Here is a 20,199-nt window from a genome sequence, read left to right as displayed (position 1 = left end):
GTTCCACGTATCGGCAATCTGCGCAAGCCATACCCGCTTGCCCCATCGGCCCCCGTTCCCTACCTGTTCACCGGTGAACCAGATCGCCCAAACGTCCGCGCCGCAAGCAGAGCCTCCCTATCTGCGCGGTCTCAATCCGCCGCAGCGCGAGGCGGTGCTGACCACCGACGGGCCCGTCCTGATCATCGCAGGCGCCGGCACCGGCAAGACCGCGGCGCTGACGGCACGGCTCGCGCACCTGATCTTCACCAAGAAGGCGTGGCCGTCCGAGATTCTCAGCGTCACCTTCACCAACAAGGCCGCGCGCGAGATGCGCGAGCGGGTCGGGCGGCTGGTCGGCGATGCGGTCGAGGGCATGCCGTGGCTCGGCACGTTCCACGCGATCGCCGCGAAGATGCTGCGTCGCCACGCCGAACTGGTCGGGCTGCAATCGAACTTCACGATCCTCGATACCGACGACCAGTTGCGGTTGCTCAAGCAGCTGATCCTGGCCGCCGATATCGACGAGAAGCGCTTCCCGACGCGCAGCCTCGCCGGGCTGATCGACCAGTGGAAGAACAAGGGCCTCGTCCCCGCCGACATCGATGCAGGCGAGAGCGAACGCTACGCCAATGGCCGCGGCGGTGAGCTGTACCAGCAATACCAGGCGCGGCTGATCGCGCTCAACGCCTGCGACTTCGGCGACCTGCTGCTCCACATGCTGGTGATCCTGAAGACGCACCGTGACGTGCTCGCGCAGTATCAGCAGCGCTTCAAATACATCATGGTCGACGAGTATCAGGACACCAATTCGTCGCAATATCTCTGGCTGCGGCTGCTCGCGCAGGAGCGCAAGAACATCGCCTGCGTCGGCGACGACGACCAGTCGATCTATTCGTGGCGCGGTGCGCAGGTCGAGAACATCCTGAAGTTCGAGCGCGACTTTCCGGGCGCGAAGGTGATCCGCCTCGAGCAGAATTACCGCAGCACGCCGCATATCCTTGGCGCGGCCTCGGGCGTGATCGCCAACAATGGCGGCCGGCTCGGCAAGCAGCTCTGGACCGAGCGCGACGTCGGCGAGAAGGTGAAGGTCATCGGCGTCTGGGACGGTCCCGAGGAAGCACGCCGCGTCGGCGAGGAGATCGACATCGTCCGGCGCTCCGGCAAGAGCCTCGACGAAGTGGCGATCCTGGTCCGCGCGCAGCACCAGACGCGAGAGTTCGAGGACCGCTTCATCGCGATCGGCATGCCGTACAAGATCGTCGGGGGCTTCCGCTTCTACGAACGCGCCGAAATTCGCGACGCGCTGGCGTACCTCCGCGTGGTCAACCAGCCGGCCGACGACCTTGCCTTCGAACGCATCGTCAACGTCCCCAAGCGCGGCCTCGGCGACAAGGCGGTCGCGCGCATCCACCAGCTCGCGCGCGCCACCGGCACGCCGCTGACCACCGCCGCCGCGCGCATCCTCGACACCGACGAACTGACCGGGGCCGCGAAGAAGTCGCTCGGACGGCTGGTCGGCGACATTGCCCGCTGGCGCGACATGGCGACCAGCCTGCCGCACGCCGAACTCGCGCGCCAGTTGCTCGACGAGAGCGGCTACACCGCGATGTACCAGGCCGAGAAGTCGGTCGAGGCGACCGGCCGCCTCGAGAACCTCAGCGAACTCGTCCGCGCGATGGAGGAGTACGACTCGCTCGGCGCGTTCCTGGAGCACGTCTCGCTGGTGATGGACAACGAGGGCGGCGCGCAGGATCCGCAGGTCACGATCATGACCATCCACGCCGCCAAGGGCCTCGAATACGACACCGTATTCCTGGTCGGCTGGGAGGAAGGCCTGTTCCCGTCGCAGCGCTCCTTGGACGAAGGCGGCGTGAAGAGCCTCGAGGAGGAGCGCCGCCTAGCCTATGTCGCGATCACGCGCGCACGCCGGCTCGCGGTCATCATCCACGCGGCGAACCGCCGCATCTACGGCCAGTGGAACTCCTCGATCCCCTCGCGCTTCGTCGCCGAACTTCCGCCTGAGCATATCGACACCGAAACCACGATGTCCGGCGGCGCAAGCCTCTGGCAAGCTAACTGGTCCGACCGCGCCGATCCGTTCGCGGACGTTGCTCGTGGCACTGGCCGAGGCCCCGGCTGGCAGCGCGCGTCGGGCACCGGCAGCACCTTCTCAACCAAACCCGCGCGCGTCGTCGAAAGCCGATCGAGCGCGATCAGCCTCGGCAACAAGGGCCGTGACGACCTGTCGCTCGGCATGCGCGTCTTCCACCAGAAGTTCGGCTACGGCGCGATCGCCGAGATCGAGGGCAACAAGCTGGAGATCGACTTCGAGAGCGCAGGCCGGAAGCGGGTGATGGATACGTTCGTGACGCTTACACCCTAGTCGGGTGCCGGCGCTGAACGGACCGCGCTCATCGCGTACCTCCCTCGCGGGGGCGGGTTTCAATCTAGTCGACTGTAGCGGGCGCCCAAAGCGAGACCGCCAGATCCTCCAGATAGTCCGCTGCCACCTTTGCCGCGTCGGCATCGTACAGGTCCGCGAGCGCCGCTGGGTCGAGCGCCTTGGCGGCGTCGAGGATGCCGCGCCACGGCGTCAGCGCGCCCGGCCATGCCGGGAGCGCCACTGCCGCGCCCAGTTCGGCCAGCCGTTCGGCCTTGCGCGTCTGCTCGCTGAAATATCGCCACTCAGGCGCGCAGACGTAAGGGCGACCGACGCGGGCTATCTCGTGCACGGTGTTGTCGCCAGCCGAGGCGATGACGACGTCGGCGGCGGCGATGTGATCGGTCACGCCCGGCACCCAGCCGAGTTCGACGAGATTGCCGAAATCGGTCTCGTGGCCCTCGCGGTGGACGGGCCCCAGCACCAGCCATCGCGCGTCGGGTACGGCGCGCGCGGCCATCGTCAGCGGCGCGTAGGGCGTTCCCGCACCGCCACCACCGGTGAGGACGACGACGATCTCCTGATCGGGATCGAGCCCCAGTTTCGCGCGCGCCTCCGCCTTGGTCGGGACGTCGTCGACTGTCGTGCAGAGGCCGCCTGCATAGCAGGTGTTGGCGCGCACCCAGTCGGGAGTGTCCGCCTGTTCGAGCGCCTCGCCGAACGGTGCGAGCAGGCCGACGCTTGCCTGATACGCGCCGAGATGCCCGGGATCGAGCCGGTCGCCGTGCATCCGGATGCTGATCGCGGGGACGCTGGCGATCCGTGCGAGCAGCGCGATCTCGGCGGAGACGTCGACCACGAACAGCGCTGGGTCGACGTCGTCGAGATGGTCGACGATCGTCCGCATCGTCGCCCGCGTTTTCGCCACGCCGAGCGGGACGCAGTGCATCACCTCGGGGGTCGCCTGCGCGAACAGGCCGGGCGTCGGCACCGGCGCGCCGATCATGTCGGGCAGCGCGGCGATCGTGATGGGGCGCTTGAACCCGTCGAACAACGAGGGTTTCGCGGTCAGGATCGTCACCGCGCGCGTCGCCGGCAATTCGCGGATGATCGCCATCGCGCGGTTCGCGTGGCCACGGCCCTGATGGTGGATGAAGAAGGTGATCGGCTTGCTCATGACGCCGACCCTAGAGAGATCACCCGGAAACGCGATTGATGTGCGTTAATATACCGCGTCATGCCGGGCGGAGAGCCCGAACGCCGCCTCCACCTCGGGATCGAGCCACGCTGTGATGTGCTCGGCATCGTCGGCCTCCAGCGGGGGATAGGGCGTCGGGACATAGGGCGCATGGCCTTGCCCCTTGTAGCTGGTGATCGGCACGAACGGCTCGCGGCAGGCGATTCCCGCCGCCGCGCCGAGAGCGGTCACGAACGCCCCCGGATCCCGCGCGAACGCGTCATAGCCGAGCAACGCCACGTTGTGCGCGCGGTTCGTCAGCGTCGACCAATGGCGCAGCTTCGCGGTGCGCTTGGCGATGCAATTGGCAAAGCGTTCACCCGTCTCGGGATCGCGTTCATGCAGCATCTCGCCGCCCTGCATCGGATGCCCCGGCTCGATGTGGCCGAAATGATCGTCCCAATAACTGTGCCAGTGGCTGCGGATGAAGACGTCGAACGGCTGCGCCTTGAGGTCGGGATGCGCGTGCCAGGGCTGGCGGTGCAGGCTGCGCGCCCAGTCGAAGGCATCGCGCGCGACGACCAGCACCAGCGTATCCTTCACGAACAACGTCTGCGGCGGCACGAACCAGTGCTTGAACCCGAACGCCTCGGTAATCTCGATGCCCGGCATGTTGGCCTCGATCGCGCGCGTGACCAGATTCGTCCCGCTGCACCGCTGGCCATAGATCTGCACCCGCGTGATCGGCACGTCGCCACGCTTGAGTATCTGTAGTCCCGACAAAGGCCGAAGCCAGTTCAAGGACTTAGGCGGGGATGTGGTGGCGGCGATCGACATGGCGACGTGCCGCTAGCGCCGTCTTGCGTTTCGCACAATGTCGACGTCATCGGCAGCCGTCACGAGACGCGTTATTCGCGCGCTAATATACGGAAGGTGTCCAGACATATCCCGGACAAACATAACCTGCATCAGACCGTCATGATCGCAAACCATCACGGGCTGCCGGCCCCCATTTCCCGCGTTCCCGACAACGGCGACTATCCGGACGCACCCGACGGCATCCGACCTGAAAGTCCGCGGATCGTCATCGTCGACGACGATCCCGGACTGCGCGAGCTGCTCACCGAGTTCCTCGTCGATCACGGGCTTCGCGCCGAGGCGGTGGAGAGCGGCGCGGCGCTTCGCTCCCGGCTCGATCGGTCGCCATGCGATCTCGTCGTTCTGGATATGATGATGCCCGGCGAGGATGGGCTGTCCGTCCTGCGCACGCTGGCCCAGGACGGCGATGCACCCGCCGTCATCATGTTTTCGGCGCTCGCGGGCGAGGTCGATCGCGTCGTCGCGCTCGAACTCGGCGCCGACGATTACGTCACGAAACCGTCCAGCCCCCGCGAAATCCTCGCAAGGATCCGGTCCGTGCTGCGTCGCCGTGGAAACGGGGCGACGGGTGGCGCGATCTCTGCCGGCACAAGCGCCGGCGCACCTGCGCGCGTGGCGTCGGTCGAGGCGCTCGCGTTTGCCGGCTGGAGGCTCGACACCCGCATGCGCCTCCTCCACGCGCCGGACGGCACCACCGTCCGCCTGACGGACGGCGAGTTCCAGTTGCTCAACATCTTCGTAATGGAGCCGCAAAAGGTCCATTCGCGCGACGAGATGATCGAGCGGTCGGGGAGGTCGGACAGCACCGCGCGCGGTCGGACCATCGACGTCAACATCAGCCGGTTACGGCGCAAGTTGCTCGCGGTCGATCCGGTCGAGATCATCCGCACGGTGCGCGGCAACGGCTATGTCTTCATGCCTGCCGTCGTCGCGCTGTAACGCCGCTCGACGATCGATTCCTTTGCACGCGGCTCAGATACGGCCGTCGTTGAGCGACAGCATCCGCGAGATCGCCGCTGCGGCGTCGCATAGGCGCAGGACGACGTCGTCGAGTGCCATCGGCGCCACCTTGGTCCGGACGAACGGTATCGCCAACGCCGCCGCGGCGTGATCGCCGCGCAGGATCGGGGCGGACAGCTCGGTGATGCCTTCGGTGAAGCTGCTCGGCGCGTTGAAATGCCCGCGTGCGCGCGTCGCGTCCGCTTCGGCATGAAGGTCGGCGCGTTCGGCCGGCGTGGCGGGCGGCACGAACAGCGTTTCCCATTGCGCGCGAACCTCCGCCGGCTGGAACGCATACAGGACGATGCCCGACGCGGCATGATGGATCGGGCGGCGATGCCCGACGCGGACCGAGAAGCCGAGCTGTTCGGACGATTCCATCCGCGCGACGACGACCATGTCGCCGCTGGATGCGAACACCAGATGACAGGATTGCTTGGTCTCGAGCGACAGGCTGCGCATCACCGGCAGCGCAGTCTCCACCAGGTTGCGGATCGGCGGGCGACCCAGCCCCATGTCGAACAGCCGCGAGGTCAGGGAATACCCCTCCATCGTCTGCTCGACGAAGCCGCGCTGTTCGAGCACTTGGATCATGCGGAACAGCTCGCCGGTCGATCGTTGCAGGCGCTGGACGATCGCGGTCAGGGTGAGGGGGGCGTGCTCGGTGGCGAGCAGTTCGAGGATATCGAGCCCCTTTTCCAGCGCGGGGGCACGGTAGGTCGTCTTGCCGTTCGCCGGAGCCGCCGCGTCGTCGTGATCGTCCTCAGCCGGCATGCCTTGCCCCCAGCGCGGTCCAGTCGCCGCGCGCGATGCGTTCGGCTGCATCGGCGACGGCTGCGCGAACCGCATCGTCGCCGCGCAGTTCGGGGGGGAAGCCCAGCGCCGCATCGATCAGGCGCGCGACCACGTCGGTGGGCGTGCCGTCGCGTGCGGCGGCGGCAAGGCGCTCGCCGGCCGGATCGACGATCGGCGTCCCGGCGCGTGCCTGGCGGATAAGGAAGGCGACCCATGCGCCGAACGCGGTGACGATGCCGGCGGGCATGCGGCCCGCGCGGCGGTTGGCGATCAGCGTGTCGCCCAGCCGGTAGGAGAGCTTTTGCGAACCGTCCTGCGCGATCTGGTCGAGCCGGTGGACGATGACCGGGTTGCGGAACCGCTGGAGCACGGCCGCGCGATACGCATCGAGATCGAGCCCGGCGGTGGCCGGCAGCATCGGCATGATGTCGTCGCGGATCATCGCATCGACGAACCCGGCGAGATCCGCGTCGCGCATCGCATCCGCGACGCTGGTCGCGCCACGCAGCAGGCCGACATAGGCCAGCGTCGAATGCGCCCCGTTGAGGATCCGCAGCTTGGCCTTCTCATAGCTGGCGACGTCGCGCGTGATCGTCGCGCCGACCGAGGCGAGATCGGGGCCGAGGGGAACGCCGATGTCCTCGATCACCCATTGCACGAAGGATTCGCGTTGCACGGCCGCGCGGTCTTCGAGACCGAGCGTTTCCGCCACGTCGGCGTAGAGCGCGGCGTCGGAGGCGGGGGTGATCGAATCGACCATCGTCGACGGCACGCGCACTTCGCCCGCGATCCAGTCCGCCAGCCCCGCATCGCGCGCGCGGGCGAAGGCGACCAGCGCGGCGTGGAGCTTGGCGCCGTTGTTCGCCAGATTGTCGCACGGCATCGGCACGAACGGCGCAATTCCCGCGACGCGTCGTGCATCGAGCCCCGCCACGAGCCAGCCGATCAGGCTGCGCGGCGTCGCGGTGTCCGCGAGATCATGGACGATGTCGGCATGGGACAGATCGAGCGTCCCGTCGGCGGCGAGGCAATAGCCCTTTTCGGTCACCGTCGACGTCACCAGCCGGACCGCGGGGTCGGCCAGCAGCGCGTGCGTCTGCGCGGCATCGTCGGGACCGAGAAACCGCCGGTGCGCGCCGATCACCCGGTTCGACGAATCGGCATCGCGCACCGCGAGCGTGTAGAGCCCGTCCTGCTCGGCGAGCGCGGCGACGGTCGCCTTGCTCCGCATCGATACCGCGGCGATCCCCCAGCGCGGGTCCTCCGCCAGCAGCGTGTCGACATACGCAGCCTGATGCGCGCGGTGAAATGCTCCCGGCCCGAAATGAACGATACCGATCGTAGGCGGCGTGCGGCCGAGCGGGCTGGGGATCGTCGTCGGCAGCCGAACGAGCGTCGCGTACGTCAGTCGTGTCACAGCGTTACTCCACGTTTCCAGATGGCGATCTCGCGTTCGCCGTTGCGTTCGGCAGCGGTCTCGGCGCCCGACGCGATCGACCGGATGCAGTCGACCAGCGCGGTTTCAGCGGCGGCAAACCCCTGGGCTAGGACCTGGCCCGCGTCGAAATCGATCCAGCCGGGCTTGCGCTGCGCAAGGTCGCTGTTCGACGCGATCTTGATCGTCGGCACGGGAAAGCCGAGCGGTGTGCCGCGTCCGGTGGTGAACAGGATCATGGTCGCGCCCGCGGCGGCCAGCGCGGTCGACGATACCGCGTCGTTGCCGGGCGCCTCCAGCATCGTCAGCCCGTCGATCCGCGCCTGCGCGCCGTAGGGGATGACGTCGGCGATCGTCGAGCGGCCCGCCTTCTGCACCGCGCCGAGCGACTTTTCCTCGAGCGTGGTGATGCCGCCGACGACGTTGCCGGGGGAGGGGTTTTCCGAGACGGGCTCGCCGTGATCGATGAAATACTGCTTGAAGCCGTTCACCACGCCGACGATCGCGTCGAACACCGCGACGTCGGCGGCGCGGTTCATCAGCGCCTGTTCCGCACCGAACATCTCCGGGATCTCGGTGAACACGACACGCCCGCCGGCGCCGACGACGCGGTCGCTCATTCGGCCGACGAGCGGGTTGGCGGTCAGTCCCGACAACCCGTCCGAGCCACCGCACTTGACGCCGAGCACCAGCCGGTCGAGCCCGACCTCCTGTCGCTCGCACGCCGCCAGCGCGGCGAGCTCCTCGACCAGCGCGATGCCTTCCTCGACCTCGTCAGCGCTCAACTGCGCGGTCAGCGTCCGGATCGCCGGCCGCCGCCACGCCGGGATCGCCTCGATCAGCGCCTTGACCTGGTTCTCCTCGCAGCCGAGCCCGACGATCAGCACGCCGCCGGCATTGGGATGGCAGGCCAGGCTCGCGAGGATCTGGCGCGTGCCGTCGAGATCGTGACCGAGCTGCGAACAGCCGTGTGGATGGCTAAAGGCGTGGACGCCGTCGATCGTGCCGGCGAGGCGTGCGCTGGCCTTGGCGGCGATGCGTTCGGCGGTCCGCGCGACGCAGCCGACCGTCGGCAGGATCCAGATTTCGTTGCGCGTACCCACCCGGCCATCGGGACGGACGAAGCCGCGGAATGTCGCGGTTGGAGCAGGCGAGGGGGCGAGTGCGGGAGAGTCGCTAGCCGGGTCGAACCCGTATTCGAGCGTGCCGGCGAGTCCGGTCGACAGGTTCTGGCTGTGGACATGGCCGCCCGCTGCGATGGCGTCCGTCGCCCGACCGATCGAATAGCCGTATTTCATCACGTCGGTGCCGGCGGCGATGGGCGCGAGCGCGATCTTGTGGCCGCGTGGCACGTCATGCGCGAGCGTCAGGACCGCGGCGCCCGTATCGATACGATCGCCGGCCCCGCCGTCATGCAACAGCGTCGCGACGCTGTCGCCGGCATGGACTATCACTGCATCGACCATATCGAACCTTCTCGATCGCCTGAAAGCTTATCGAGCCGGTGCTTAGCCGAAATCGCGTCGACTTCACATGTAAAAATAGTTTCGCATGCGGAAATCGCGGTCGGATTTGCGACGTCCCGCTCGTCGTGCGGCATGGCGAACGGGACTGGCGTGGACAGCGGTTACTTCGCCAGCGCGGCGGACTGATCGAGCGGCACTACCGGGAGCCACACGGCGCTTGCCGACGCGCCGCCGCGAACGATCGTCACGGTTGCTGGCTTGTAGTCCGCTTTCTTCGCGAGGAAGATGTTGGGGACGAAGGTCTGCGGGTTGCGATCATAGAGTGGGAACAGGCTGGACTGGACCTGGATCATGATCTTGTGGCCCGGCTGGAACACGTGGTTCACGGTCGGCAGGCGGAACTTGTATTCCTGCACCTTGCCGGCCGGGATCGCGGTCGGCTTGGCGAAGCTCTGCCGATAGCGACCGCGGAAGATGTCGAGGCTGATCGGCAGTTCGTAGCCGCCCATCTTCGGATCGGTGGCGTTCTCGGCTGGATAGACGTCGATCACCTTGACGATGAAATCGCCGTCGGTGCCGGTCGTCTTGGCGAAGATGTCGGCGATCGGTGCGCCCGACACGCGCACCGGCGCGGTCAGCGCCTCGGTGGTGTAGGTCATCACGTCGGGACGGCCGTCGACGCCGCGCTGGTCGCTGACCAGCCAGTCGCCCCAGCGGCCGTCGCCGAAGTTCACCGGGCGCGGCAGGTGCGGCACGGGCTTCGACGGATCGGAGACATAGCTGTCACCGCCGGTCGTCGCCGTGCCGAAGCCGAGCGCGCCGCCCTCCTGCAGGTAGATCGGCTTGAGCGGCGAGGTGCATCCGGTCTCGCAGGCGAGTGGCCATGTCGCGAACTTGTCCCAGTGGTTCTCGCCGGTGTTGTAGATCGCGGCGGCGGGAAGCGTGACGGGCGCGCCATCCTTCAGATACTGGTTGAAATAGGGGAGCAGCATGTCCTCGCGGAATTGCTGCGCGGTGTCGCCGTTCCACTGGAACGGCCCGAGGCTGCGGCCTTCGCGGTTGATCTGGCTGTGGCGCCACGGACCCATCACGAGGTGGTTGTTGCCGAGCTTGCCCTTAGCTTTCAGCGCCTCCCACGCGGTGATCGCGCCGTACATGTCCTCCTGGTCCCACAGCCCCTGTTCCCAGATCGTCGGCACGTTCGACGGGTTGGCAGCGAGCAGCTTGTCGAGCGCCTGGCCCTGCCAGAAGCCGTCATAGGCAGGGTGCGACACCATCCGCTGCCAATAGGGCAATTGATCGTAGCCGGACTTCTTCGCCCAGTCGCCGGCCGAGCCGACCTCGCGGAAATTCTCGTAGTCGTCGTAGCCTCCGGTGGGTGGCGCCTTGCCCGCGCCCTTGTAGCCGGTCTGGCTGCCGAGCCACGCGATGTTGGCGAGGCGGAAGGCGCCGTAGTGGAACCAGTCGTCGCCCATCCAGCCGTCGATCATCGGGCTCTCGGGCGCCGCGACCTTCAGCGCGGGATGCGGGGCGAGCAGCGCCATTGCGACCGTGAAGCCCTCGTAGGACGAGCCGATCATACCGACCCGGCCGTTGCTCTCGGGCAGGTTCGCCTTGTTCACCAGCCAGTCGATCGTGTCGTACGCGTCGGTGACGTGATCAACCTTGGTCGGGTTAAGCGGACCGATCACCGGACGGGTGACGACATACTCGCCCTCCGACCCGTATTTGCCGCGGATGTCCTGATATACGCGGATATAACCCGCCTTGACGAACATCTCGTCGGCGAGCGGCAGCGTGGCGAGGATGCTCGAACTGTCGGAGCGGTTCGCGCGGCTCTTCGCATCGTACGGCGTGCGCGTGAGCACGATCGGCGCGTTGGTGATGCCCTTGGGATAGACGATGACGGTGTACAGCTTCGTCCCGTCGCGCATCGGGATCATGACCTCGCGCTTGACGTAATCGCGCGCGGTCGTCGGCGGCACGAACTTCGCGGGGATGTCGCCACCGGCCGGCGCAACCTTGTCCTGGGCGATGGCGGTGGTGGCCAGTGCGATCGACGCGAGGGCGATCGTGGGCAGGATCGTGAGTTTCATGCGGGACGGGCTCCGTGACAGCGTTGCCGCACGCTACGCTCAACCGGGCCGCAGGAGCAATTGCGATGTCGCGGCATGGGCGATGCCGAGTTCCAGCCCGCGCAACTCCGCGAGCCCGCGCAGCCGACCGATCGTCGAATAGCCGGGGTTGGTCCGCTTGTTCAGATCGTCGAGCATCTGGTGGCCGTGATCGGGACGCATCGGGATGCTGCGGCCATGGCGGACCGAAATCTCGCGTACCGCCTGCATCACAGCACCCATGTCGGTGCTGCCACCGAGATGCGTCGCCTCGTGAAAATTGCCGGCCTGGTCGCGCTCGACGTTGCGCAGGTGGAGGAAATACACGCGGTCGCCGAACCGGCGCACCATTGCGGGCAGATCGTTGTCGGCGCGGACGCCGAGCGATCCGGTGCAGAAGCAGAGCCCGTTCGCGGCGCTGGGGACGGCGGCGACCAGCAGGTCGAGGTCGGCTTGCGTGCTGACGATGCGCGGCAGGCCGAACAGCGGGAAGGGCGGATCGTCCGGGTGCAGCGCGAGCTGGACGCCGTGCGCGTCGGCGACCGGGCATATCTCCTCGAGGAACGAGATCAGGTTGGCGCGCAACGCGGCGGCGTCGATCCCCGCATAGCCGGCGATGGCGGCGCGGAAATCGGCAGAGGTGAAATGCTCCTCGCTACCCGGAAGCCCGGCGATGATGGTGTTTTCGAGCGTGCGGCGGTCCGCGTCGCTCATCGCCTCGAACCGTGCATGCGCCGCGGCCTGCACGTCCGGCGCATACGCGTCGGCGGCGCCCGGGCGTTGCAGGATGAACAGGTCATACGCCGCGAGGGCGATCGCCTCGTAGCGGAGCGCCAGCGCACCGTCGGGCATCGGATAGGCGAGGTCGGTCCGCGTCCAGTCGAGCAGCGGCATGAAATTATACGTGACGATGGTGATCCCGCAGGTGGCGAGATTGACGATCGTCTCCTGATACGCGGCGATCGCAGCGGCGCGTTCGGGCGTGTTGCGCTTGATCGCCTCGGACACGGGGACGCTTTCGACGACCGCCCAGGTCAGCCCCGCCGCCTCGATCAGCGACTTGCGCGCCATGATCGCGTCGACCGGCCACGCGGTGCCGTTGGGGATGTCGTGCAGCGCGGTGACGATCCCGGTGCACCCCGCCTGGCGGATATCGGCAAGCGACGTCGGGTCGGACGGACCGAACCAGCGCATCGTCTGAACCATGGGGTGTTCGATCATCGGCATTGTCCTTCTCCACCATCGGGCGAGTCAGCAGCGTCGGACTTAGCCCGGCCGCCGCCGCAATTTCGCGCCAAAGACCATGCGCGGCGTATGTCCGACAAGTGGCGTCCGAAAATTTCATGGGTAATCGGATTGCCGCAGAGACCCGGGCCTAGCCGGTCACCCGGCATCAGCCACGGCTTCGAAGGGCGGGTGACATTACCGAACCAGCGTTTCGCCGAGATGGGTTCGCCACGTTCCGCCTTAAGCAAACGGTCGATGAAGACGCGAAAAGTCCGCCGCGGAAAGGCGTAATATCGATGGATTATCTGATGTGAGACCGACACCGGTATGGTCGGTAAGTTCGCCGCCTTAGCGTGCGAAAATGGCTCCCTGAGTAGGATTCGAACCTACGGCCACTCGATTAACAGTCGAGAGCTCTACCGCTGAGCTATCAGGGAACGTTGCCGGAGGCGGCTCTATAAACGGCCGGTCGGACGATGCAAGCGGGTTTCGCCGCAAAAATGCAAAGTCCGCGATAAACCGGGGTCAGGCGACGAACTGCTCCATCGTGATCCGGTCGTCGAGCGCGTGCTCGGGATCGAAAAGCAGCGTCAGTTCGCGCGCGCGGTCCATGCAGATGTCGACGCGCGCGACGTTGCGGATCTCGCGCTGGTCGGCGACGGCGGAAACGGGGCGCTTGCCGGGATCGAGCACGCGGATGCCGATCCGTGCCTTGTCGGGCAGGATCGCGCCGCGCCAGCGCCGGGGGCGGAACGGGCTGATCGGGGTCAGCGCGATCATGCCCGAGCCGAGCGGCAGGATCGGGCCGTGCGCGGACAGGTTGTACGCGGTCGAGCCGGCGGGCGTCGCGACGAGGATGCCGTCGCAGGCGAGTTCGGGCAGGACGATGCGATCGTTGACGGTCACTTCGAGATTGGCGGTCTGTCGGGTCTCGCGCAGGAACGACACCTCGTTGATCGCGGGCAGCGTGTGGGTACGACCGTCGACACCGAGCGCGGTCATGCTGAGCGGGATGACCTTGAACGACTTCGCGCGCTCCAGACGGTCGGTGAGGCCGTGGTGGCGCCATTCGTTCATCAGGAAGCCGACGGTGCCGAGGTTCATCCCGAACACCGGCACTGGCGGCTTGCGGCGCTCCAGCATCGAGTGGAGCGTCTGGAGCATGAAGCCGTCGCCGCCGAGCGCGATGATGACATCCGCCTCTTCGACGGACACCCACTCGCCCATGTCGGCGAGTTCGGCCTCTGCGGCACGAGCGGGCGGGGTATTGGACGCGACCAGCGCCCGCCGCTCGTACCTACTCATCCGCCCGTAACGCTCATGTGACGCGCGACCGCGGGGCCTTCGCCCTGGCCGATGCGGAAATCGTGCGCCTTGGGCTTGGCGTAGAGGCCCGCGTCGATCGCTTCGTCGAGACCAGCGGTGCCGCCTTCGCGCAATGCCGCCTTAAGGTCGACCTGATCGTCATGGCCGAGGCACATGTACAGCTTGCCTTCAGTGGTCAGACGCACACGATTACAGCCATCGCAGAAATTGGCGGTCAGCGGCGAGATCAGACCAAGACGCGTACGCGTGCCGTCGACGTTCCAGTAGCGTGCGGGGCCGCCGGTCTTGTGCGGGTCGCGGGCGAGCGTGAACTGCTGGCCGAGATCCTCGAATACCTTGGTCAGCGGCAGGAAGCGGTCGGTACGGTCCTCGTCAATCGCGCCGAGCGGCATCGTCTCGATCAGCGACAGGTCGAAGCCCTCGTCGCGACACCAGGCGAGCATCGGCGCAATCTCGTCTTCGTTAAAGCCCTTCAGCGCGACCATGTTGATCTTGATCGCCAGCCCCGCGTCGCGTGCGGCGTAGATTCCGCCGATCACCTGCGACACGTCGCCGTGGCGAGTGATGTAGCGGAAGCGCTCGGGATCGCGGCTGTCCATGCTGACATTGACGCGGCGGATACCGGCATCGACCATCGCCTCGGCATGCTGCGCGAGGCGCGTGCCGTTGGTGGTCATCGTCAGTTCTTCGAGACCCGACCCGATGTTGTGACCAAGGCGCTGGACCAGTTCGGCGACATCGCGGCGCACGAGCGGCTCGCCACCCGACAGGCGGATCTTGGTCACGCCGCGCGCGATGAAGCGCTCGGCGATGATCGCGATCTCTTCCAGGCTCAACAGCTTGCTGCGCGGCAGGAACGTCATCTTTTCGGACATGCAGTAGCGACAGCGCAGGTCGCAGCGATCGGTCACCGAAATCCGCAGATACTTGATCGTGCGACCATGCGTATCGCGCAGCGGCTTTTGCAATGAGGCTGGCGCGATCGTCATCGCATCAGAGCTAGGGGCTGACTTGGTCGGTAACAAGGCCGGACCGGCTGGTAATGGATTGGCGGAGGGCGATACGCCAGCTAGGCTCGCACCGATTGGCTGGGGTGCGACGGGAATGGAAGACATGCAGACGGCAACGACGCTGTTCGCGATATCGTTCCGTCAACGCGATGAAATCGCGGAGATTTTGGCGTCGGCTGGCGCCGGTGCCGGCTGGCACGCGGTGGTCGTGCAGGACGCCCAGGCGATCGAAAGCCGCTTCCTGGCGAGCGGCGCCGCAGTGGCTATGATCGACGCGCGTGGTGCGCTCGACGACGCGCTTTCGGCGACGCGTTTGCTGGGAGGGCTCGTCGCCACCAACGGCGCGGCGTTGCTGGTCCTGGTCTCTCGGGGCGACGTCGAGGCGATCGGCGAATTCTTCGATGCGGGCGCGACGCAATTCCTCGCCAGTCCGGCGAGCGATAGCGAACTGGTGCAGGCGTTGCGCTTCGCCGGACGCCATGCGGCGCGTGCATCGGGCGGCACGATCGACCGACGCGGCATACCCGGCGCGTCGTTGTACGATCGCGAGACGGGCGACGCGCGGCGCTGGATCGTCGGGCGGATCGCCGACGACCGGCCGGTCGCGGTCGTGCTGGTCGCGTTGTCGCGGCTCGATATCGTCAATGCGGCGCACGGCCGACCCGCGGTGGACGGGCTGATCGAGGCCGCGGTTCGCCGTGCGGAGACCGTCGCGCGCGAGGCGATCGGCGTCGAGGCGATGGTCGCGCGGCTTGGCGGGTCGGAGTTCGTGCTGGTGATCGAGGCGGCCGGGGCCGCGGTGACGGCGGCGATCACCGCGCTGGACGCGGCGCTCGCGCGGCCGTTCGCGGTGGCGGATACGCGCGCGGTGCTCGGGTGCCGGTTCGGCGTGGCGCAGCGCCAGCCGGGCGACGATGCGGCGGCGTTGCTGCGGCGGGCGAGCGAGGCGCTGGCGGAGGCGAAGGCGAGCGACGGATCGGTGCTGCACGTCGCGCTGCCCGACGGAGTCGCGCCGATCGACGCGCTGGCGATCGACCTCCACCACGCGATCGAACGCGACGAGATCGATCTGCGCTGGCAGCCGCAGGTCGAGATCGCGAGCGGCAGGATCACCGGGGTCGAGGCGCTGGCACGGTGGAGCCATCCGAAGCTGGGGCCGCTCGGCGCCGACGCGCTGTTCGATGCTGCCGACCGTGCCGATCTGGGGATCGCGCTGTCCGATCACATCCAGCGGCTCGTGCTCGCGCGCGCGGTTGCCTGGCCGGCGGAATTGGGGACGCTGCGCGTGTCGCTGAACCTCACCGCCGCCGACATCACCCGCCCCGGCTTCGGTGCGCTGTTCCTGGCGCGGATCGACGAGAGCGGGTTTCCGCGCGGGCGGCTGACCGTCGAGATTACCGAGACCGGCCTGATCGAGGACCTTGCCGCGGCATCGGCGTTGCTGGCGGAGCTGCGCGGGGCAGGGTGTCGGGTGGCGATCGACGATTTCGGGACAGGCTATTCCAGCCTCGCCTATCTGAAGTCGCTGCCGCTCGATTACGTGAAGATCGACAAGTCGTTGGTGCGAGACATCGACGGCAGCGCGCGCGACCGCGTGGTAGTGGCCGGCGCGATCACGATGGCGCGCTCGCTGGGGCTGGCGGTGATCGCCGAGGGGGTCGAGCGACCGTCGCAACTCGAACTGCTCGCCGCGGGTGGGTGCAGCCTGTACCAGGGCTTCCTGCTGTCCGAGCCGGTCGGCGAGGCGGCGTTGCTCGAACTGATGGCGAGAGAATGATGCGTACCCTGATGCTACCCTTCGCACTGATGACGGTCGCGACGGCGGCGCCTGCCCAGACGCGAACGCAAACCCCCGCCGAAACCGCGATCCGCCAAAGCATGGAGGTGAGTGCGGCGGGATGGAATGCCGGCGATCTCGTGCGGTTCATGGATGTGTACGCCGATGATGCGGTGTTCGTGACGCCGAAAGGTCTGCTGCGCGGCAAGGAGGCGATTTCCGCCAAATACCGGCCGAGCTTTCGCGGAACCGGCAATGCGCGCGGCAAGCTGTCGTTCGCGTTCCTGGAAATGCGCGGGATCGATCCGCGTCACGCGATGCTGTTCGCTCGGTGGACGCTGACCGGACCCTCGACCACCGAGTCCGGCATGACCACGCTGGTGTTCGAGCGGCGCGGCGCGGCGTGGCAGATCATCGCCGACCACAGCAGCTGACGCGTGCCAGACACGCTTATCGGGATGGTGAAATGACGCAAACGCTCGACCGCGCGACAGCAGCGCGGTTTGCCGAACTGACGCTGGGGCATCTAACCCGCGAATGGCCGTACAAGCTCGACCAGACGCTGGCCGGGCCCGACGATCTCGCGCTGCCGAAGACGTTGCACCCCGTATTCCACGGCAGTTTCGACTGGCATAGCTGCGTTCACGGCTGGTGGCAGGTGATGCGCCTCGCGCGGCTGTATCCCGACATGGCGCAGGCCCGCGCGGTCGAGGCGCTGGCGGACCGGATGCTGGTGCCCGCGTTGATCGCGGGGGAGGTCGCGTATCTGGACCGGCCGATGACGGGCGGGTTCGAGCGGCCTTATGGCTGGGGATGGCTGCTCGCGCTGCACGACGAGCTGGCGCGGCGTCCCGATCGGCCATGGGCGGCGGCGGTCGAGCCGTTGGCGCGCGCGTTCGCGGCCCGGTTCGCGGCGTATCTGCCGAAGCTGATCTACCCGGTGCGGAGCGGGAAGCATGACTGCACCGCGTTCGCGTTCGTCCACGCGCTGCGCTGGGCGCGGACGCACGACGCGTCGCTCGCCGTGCTGATCGAGACGCGCGCGCGGGACTGGTATGGCGACGATCGCGACTGCCGCCCGTTCGAGCCGAGCGGGGAGGATTTCCTGTCGGCAACGCTGTGCGAAGCGGCGTTGATGAAGGACGTGCTCGGGGCGGAGTTCGCGCCCTGGCTGGCGGCGTTCCTGCCCGATCCGTTCGGCTCCGCGACGGCGTGCCTGCGTTCCCCCGCGATCGTCAGCGACCGGACGGACGGACGGCTCGCGCATCTCGACGGCGTGAACCTGTCGCGCGCGTGGTGCTGGCGGACGATCGCCGACGCGTTGCCCGATCCTGCCGAAGCGCGCGCGATCGCCGACGCGCATTTGGCAGAGGCGCTGCCGCATCTCGCGGACGATTACATGGGTGAGCATTGGCTGGCGACGTTCGCACTGCTCGCGCTGGAGGCCGACTGATCTGAAGAGAAGGGGCTGGCGTAGCGGACTGCGCTGCCTACAGTCGCATCACTGAACGATAAGAGAGTGATGATGCAAAGACGCCTGCCGTTCCTGGCCTTGCTGGCCCTTTCCACGACCGCGCTGGCGCAGACGCCGGCCCCCGCTACCGATCCAAACGCGTATCTCGAGGACATCCACGGCACGCGTGCGCTCGATACCGTCAAGCGGTGGAACACGCAGTCGCTCGCCGCGCTCGAAGCCAAGCCGGGCTATGCGCGCTACCGCCAGCGTGCGCTCGAGCTGTTGCAGGCGGACCGCCAGATCGCGACGCCCGACCAGATCCTCGGCGATCAGGTGCTGAACCTGTGGCAGGACAAGACCAACGTGCGCGGGCTGTGGCGGGTCGCGTCGCTCGCCTCGTTCACCAGCGGCAAGCCGGTATGGCGGACGCTGATCGACGTCGATGCGCTGGGCAAGGCCGAGGGTAAGAGCTGGGTGTGGAAGGGCGCGACGTGCCGCTCGCCGTCGTACGATCGCTGCATGGTCGAACTGTCGAACGGCGGCGGCGATGCGGTGGTCGAGCGCGAGTTCGATATTCCCTCCGGCAAGTTCGTGACCGACGGCTTCGTCGTGCCGAGCTTCAAGACCGGGCTGAACTGGGCCGGGCCTAACGCACTGTACGTCGCGACAGATTTCGGGCCCGACAGCCTCACCAAGTCGGGCTATCCGCGCACCGTCAAGCGGTGGCAGCGCGGCACGCCGCTTGCCGCGGCAACGATCGTCACAAGCGCGACGCCGGACGATGTCGGGATCGAGACCAACGTCTTCTTCGAAGGCGATCGCCGCTATGCGCTTGTCTCTCGCAACGTCGACTTCTTCCATTCCAAGCGCAGCCATATCGCCGATGACGGACGGCTGGTGCCGTCGCCGCTGCCCGACGATGCGGTGATGAGCACCGTGCTCGACGGGCGCCTGATCGCGACGTTGGCGTCGGACTGGCACGGCATTCCGAGCGGATCGGTGATCGCGTATTCGATCGCCGACGTACTGGCAGGCCGCGCGCCGACGATCGAGCGCGTGCTGGTGCCGACCGCGACGCAGGCGGTGGAGCAGGTCGATTCGAGCAAGTCGGCGCTGTGGGTGAAGATGCTCGACGACGTATCAGGCCAGCTCGTGTCGCTGACGCGCGGCGCGGACGGCGTATGGACGCGAGGCGTCGCGACGCTGCCGACCGCGTCGACGATCCACCTCGAGGCGACCGCAGGCAGGGATGACGTCGCCTTCGCGGTGGTCGAGAACTTCCTCAGCCCGCCCGCGCTCTATGCCGTCCGCCCCAACGCGAAGCCGGTGGCGGTCGACACGCTGCCCGCGCGGTTCGACGCCTCGACGATGCAGGTCGAACAGCGGTTCGCGACGTCGAAAGACGGTACGAAGATCCCGTATTTCCTCGTGCGCAAGAAGGGCACGACGGGCCCGGTGCCCGCGCTGGTCCACGCCTATGGCGGGTTCCGCAACGCGCAGACGCCGACCTACCTCGTCGACCAGCCGTACCGCTCGGGCCCGGCCGGGTTGTTCTGGGTCGAGGAGGGCAACGCGTTCGTGCTCGCCAACATCCGTGGCGGCGGCGAATACGGGCCGCGCTGGCACCAGATACCCCTGCGCGAGAACCGGCAAAAGGCGTATGACGATCTTCACGCGGTCGGCGACGATCTGGTCCGCACCGGTGTCAGTGCGAAGCGGAAGATCGCGGTCTCGGGCCGCTCGAACGGTGGCCTGCTGGTCGGCGTCGCGATGGAGCAGCGGCCCGATCTCTACGGCGCGATCGTGATGGGATCGCCGCTGCTCGACATGCAGCGCTATTCGCATCTGTCGGCAGGCGCGTCTTGGATCGGCGAATATGGCGACCCGGACAAGCCTGCGGACTGGGCGTTCATCTCGAAATATTCGCCGTACCAGAACCTGAAGCGCGGCGTGCGATACCCGACGCCGTTCATCTACACCTCGACCGAGGACGACCGCGTCCACCCCGGCCACGCGCGCAAATTCGCCGCGCGGCTGGAGGCGTATGGCGACCCGTTCTTCTATTACGAGAACCCCGAAGGCGGCCACGCGGCGGGCGCCGACAAGATCGAGGACGCCAAGCGCGCCGCGCTCGTCACCGTCTATCTGAACGCGCAACTCGCGCCACAACGCTGAT

Annotated in this window: 15 protein-coding genes and 1 tRNA gene; 6 read left to right on the top strand and 10 right to left on the bottom strand. The window is 67.4% G+C overall.

Annotation, left to right across the window (positions count from 1 at the left end):
- Window positions 1–82: 82 nt before the first annotated feature.
- On the top strand, window positions 83–2,365 hold the full coding sequence (locus IFT67_RS03665; protein WP_342344857.1) for an ATP-dependent helicase: 2,283 nt from the start codon (window positions 83–85) through the stop codon (window positions 2,363–2,365).
- Between the two features lie 64 nt (window positions 2,366–2,429).
- Here IFT67_RS03665 and IFT67_RS03660 read toward each other — a convergent pair whose 3' ends face one another.
- The gene (locus tag IFT67_RS03660; RefSeq protein ID WP_192145072.1) at window positions 2,430–3,539 is read right to left on the bottom strand and encodes a glycosyltransferase; all 1,110 of its coding nucleotides are present in this window, start codon (window positions 3,537–3,539) and stop codon (window positions 2,430–2,432) included.
- Window positions 3,540–3,584: 45 nt separating this feature from the next.
- On the bottom strand, window positions 3,585–4,289 hold the full coding sequence (locus IFT67_RS03655; protein WP_206757926.1) for a hypothetical protein: 705 nt from the start codon (window positions 4,287–4,289) through the stop codon (window positions 3,585–3,587).
- A gap of 228 nt (window positions 4,290–4,517) precedes the next feature.
- Here IFT67_RS03655 and IFT67_RS03650 point away from each other — a divergent pair, with 228 nt between their 5' ends.
- Entirely contained in the window at window positions 4,518–5,357 is an 840-nt protein-coding gene (locus IFT67_RS03650) for a response regulator (protein WP_192145070.1), read from the top strand.
- 33 nt (window positions 5,358–5,390) lie between these two features.
- On the opposite strand, the gene IFT67_RS03645 is transcribed toward IFT67_RS03650, so the two are convergent.
- The 8 genes from IFT67_RS03645 to moaA all read right to left on the bottom strand — a co-directional run bounded on the left by IFT67_RS03645 (window position 5,391) and on the right by moaA (window position 14,769).
- Window positions 5,391–6,191 carry an IclR family transcriptional regulator gene (locus tag IFT67_RS03645; RefSeq protein WP_192145069.1) on the bottom strand — a complete coding sequence of 267 codons (801 nt, stop codon included), beginning with the start codon at window positions 6,189–6,191 and terminating at the stop codon, window positions 5,391–5,393.
- On the bottom strand, window positions 6,181–7,629 hold the full coding sequence (locus IFT67_RS03640; RefSeq protein WP_192145068.1) for a mannitol dehydrogenase family protein: 1,449 nt from the start codon (window positions 7,627–7,629) through the stop codon (window positions 6,181–6,183). Before IFT67_RS03640 ends, IFT67_RS03645 begins: the two co-directional genes overlap by 11 nt.
- Entirely contained in the window at window positions 7,626–9,113 is a 1,488-nt protein-coding gene (locus tag IFT67_RS03635; RefSeq protein WP_192145067.1) for a UxaA family hydrolase, read from the bottom strand. Before IFT67_RS03635 ends, IFT67_RS03640 begins: the two co-directional genes overlap by 4 nt.
- Window positions 9,114–9,274: 161 nt before the next feature.
- Window positions 9,275–11,209 carry a CocE/NonD family hydrolase gene (locus IFT67_RS03630; protein ID WP_192145066.1) on the bottom strand — a complete coding sequence of 645 codons (1,935 nt, stop codon included), beginning with the start codon at window positions 11,207–11,209 and terminating at the stop codon, window positions 9,275–9,277.
- A 39-nt stretch (window positions 11,210–11,248) separates the two neighbouring features.
- Window positions 11,249–12,448, bottom strand: coding sequence for a mannonate dehydratase (gene uxuA / locus IFT67_RS03625; RefSeq protein ID WP_244647150.1), 1,200 nt, complete (start codon window positions 12,446–12,448; stop codon window positions 11,249–11,251).
- 368 nt (window positions 12,449–12,816) lie between these two features.
- Window positions 12,817–12,891 (bottom strand) — tRNA-Asn (locus IFT67_RS03620).
- Between the two features lie 88 nt (window positions 12,892–12,979).
- Complete coding sequence (locus IFT67_RS03615) at window positions 12,980–13,759, bottom strand: NAD kinase (protein WP_192145065.1); 780 nt, start codon at window positions 13,757–13,759, stop codon at window positions 12,980–12,982.
- On the bottom strand, window positions 13,756–14,769 hold the full coding sequence (gene moaA / locus IFT67_RS03610; RefSeq protein ID WP_192145064.1) for a GTP 3',8-cyclase MoaA: 1,014 nt from the start codon (window positions 14,767–14,769) through the stop codon (window positions 13,756–13,758). The genes IFT67_RS03615 and moaA overlap by 4 nt, the downstream gene beginning before the upstream one ends.
- A 124-nt stretch (window positions 14,770–14,893) precedes the next feature.
- Between moaA and IFT67_RS03605 the strand changes: the two genes are divergently transcribed.
- The 4 genes from IFT67_RS03605 to IFT67_RS03590 all read left to right on the top strand — a co-directional run bounded on the left by IFT67_RS03605 (window position 14,894) and on the right by IFT67_RS03590 (window position 20,198).
- Window positions 14,894–16,567 (top strand): EAL domain-containing protein, encoded by a 1,674-nt coding sequence (locus IFT67_RS03605; protein WP_192145063.1) that lies wholly within the window; start codon window positions 14,894–14,896, stop codon window positions 16,565–16,567.
- Window positions 16,564–17,001 carry a YybH family protein gene (locus tag IFT67_RS03600; RefSeq protein ID WP_244647149.1) on the top strand — a complete coding sequence of 146 codons (438 nt, stop codon included), beginning with the start codon at window positions 16,564–16,566 and terminating at the stop codon, window positions 16,999–17,001. The genes IFT67_RS03605 and IFT67_RS03600 overlap by 4 nt, the downstream gene beginning before the upstream one ends.
- A 32-nt stretch (window positions 17,002–17,033) precedes the next feature.
- Window positions 17,034–18,020: a DUF2891 domain-containing protein gene (locus tag IFT67_RS03595; protein ID WP_192145062.1), complete on the top strand. Its 987-nt coding sequence runs from the start codon at window positions 17,034–17,036 to the stop codon at window positions 18,018–18,020.
- Window positions 18,021–18,089: 69 nt separating this feature from the next.
- Window positions 18,090–20,198 (top strand): prolyl oligopeptidase family serine peptidase, encoded by a 2,109-nt coding sequence (locus IFT67_RS03590; RefSeq protein ID WP_244647148.1) that lies wholly within the window; start codon window positions 18,090–18,092, stop codon window positions 20,196–20,198.
- The last annotated feature ends 1 nt before the right edge of the window (window position 20,199 follow it).

Origin of the sequence: Sphingomonas sp. CFBP 13728 (assembly GCF_014841895.1) — a bacterium.
Classification (GTDB): Bacteria; Pseudomonadota; Alphaproteobacteria; order Sphingomonadales; family Sphingomonadaceae; genus Sphingomonas.
This window is presented reverse-complemented; position numbering and strand designations above follow the sequence as displayed.